This window comes from Xenorhabdus thuongxuanensis (genome assembly GCF_001908095.1).
Taxonomy (GTDB): domain Bacteria; phylum Pseudomonadota; class Gammaproteobacteria; order Enterobacterales; family Enterobacteriaceae; genus Xenorhabdus; species Xenorhabdus thuongxuanensis.
Genome location: NZ_MKGR01000081.1, coordinates 1 through 1,085, shown reverse-complemented (window position 1 = coordinate 1,085; position 1,085 = coordinate 1). Strand labels below are relative to the sequence as shown.

The 1,085-nt window shown below is 54.2% G+C and carries 1 rRNA gene; it reads left to right on the top strand.

Annotated features, from left to right (window positions below):
• Positions 1-1,085: ribosomal RNA gene (locus Xentx_RS18095) — 23S ribosomal RNA — on the top strand; the annotation flags it as partial.

Here is a 1,085-nt window from a genome sequence, read left to right as displayed (position 1 = left end):
GCTCCTGGAGCCGAGGCCAGTCGCAGATACCAGCTGGCTGCAACTGTTTAATAAAAACACAGCACTGTGCAAACACGAAAGTGGACGTATACGGTGTGACGCCTGCCCGGTGCTGGAAGGTTAATTGATGGGGTTAGCCGCAAGGCGACGCTCTTGATCGAAGCCCCAGTAAACGGCGGCCGTAACTATAACGGTCCTAAGGTAGCGAAATTCCTTGTCGGGTAAGTTCCGACCTGCACGAATGGCGTAATGATGGCCAGGCTGTCTCCACCCGAGACTCAGTGAAATTGAACTCGCTGTGAAGATGCAGTGTACCCGCGGCAAGACGGAAAGACCCCGTGAACCTTTACTATAGCTTGACACTGAACCTTGAGCCTTGATGTGTAGGATAGGTGGGAGGCTGTGAAGTGTGGACGCCAGTCTGCATGGAGCCATCCTTGAAATACCACCCTTGAATGTTTGATGTTCTAACGTCGGCCCGTCATCCGGGTTGCGGACAGTGTCTGGTGGGTAGTTTGACTGGGGCGGTCTCCTCCCAAAGCGTAACGGAGGAGCACGAAGGTTAGCTAATCACGGTCGGACATCGTGAGGTTAGTGCAAAGGCATAAGCTGGCTTGACTGCGAGAGTGACGGCTCGAGCAGGTACGAAAGTAGGTCTTAGTGATCCGGTGGTTCTGAATGGAAGGGCCATCGCTCAACGGATAAAAGGTACTCCGGGGATAACAGGCTGATACCGCCCAAGAGTTCATATCGACGGCGGTGTTTGGCACCTCGATGTCGGCTCATCACATCCTGGGGCTGAAGTAGGTCCCAAGGGTATGGCTGTTCGCCATTTAAAGTGGTACGCGAGCTGGGTTTAGAACGTCGTGAGACAGTTCGGTCCCTATCTGCCGTGGGCGTTGGAAGATTGCAAGGGGCTGCTCCTAGTACGAGAGGACCGGAGTGGACGCACCACTGGTGTTCGGGTTGTCATGCCAATGGCACTGCCCGGTAGCTAAGTGCGGAAGAGATAACCGCTGAAAGCATCTAAGCGGGAAACTTGCCTTAAGATGAGTCTTCCCTTACCCCTTGAGGGTACTGAAGGA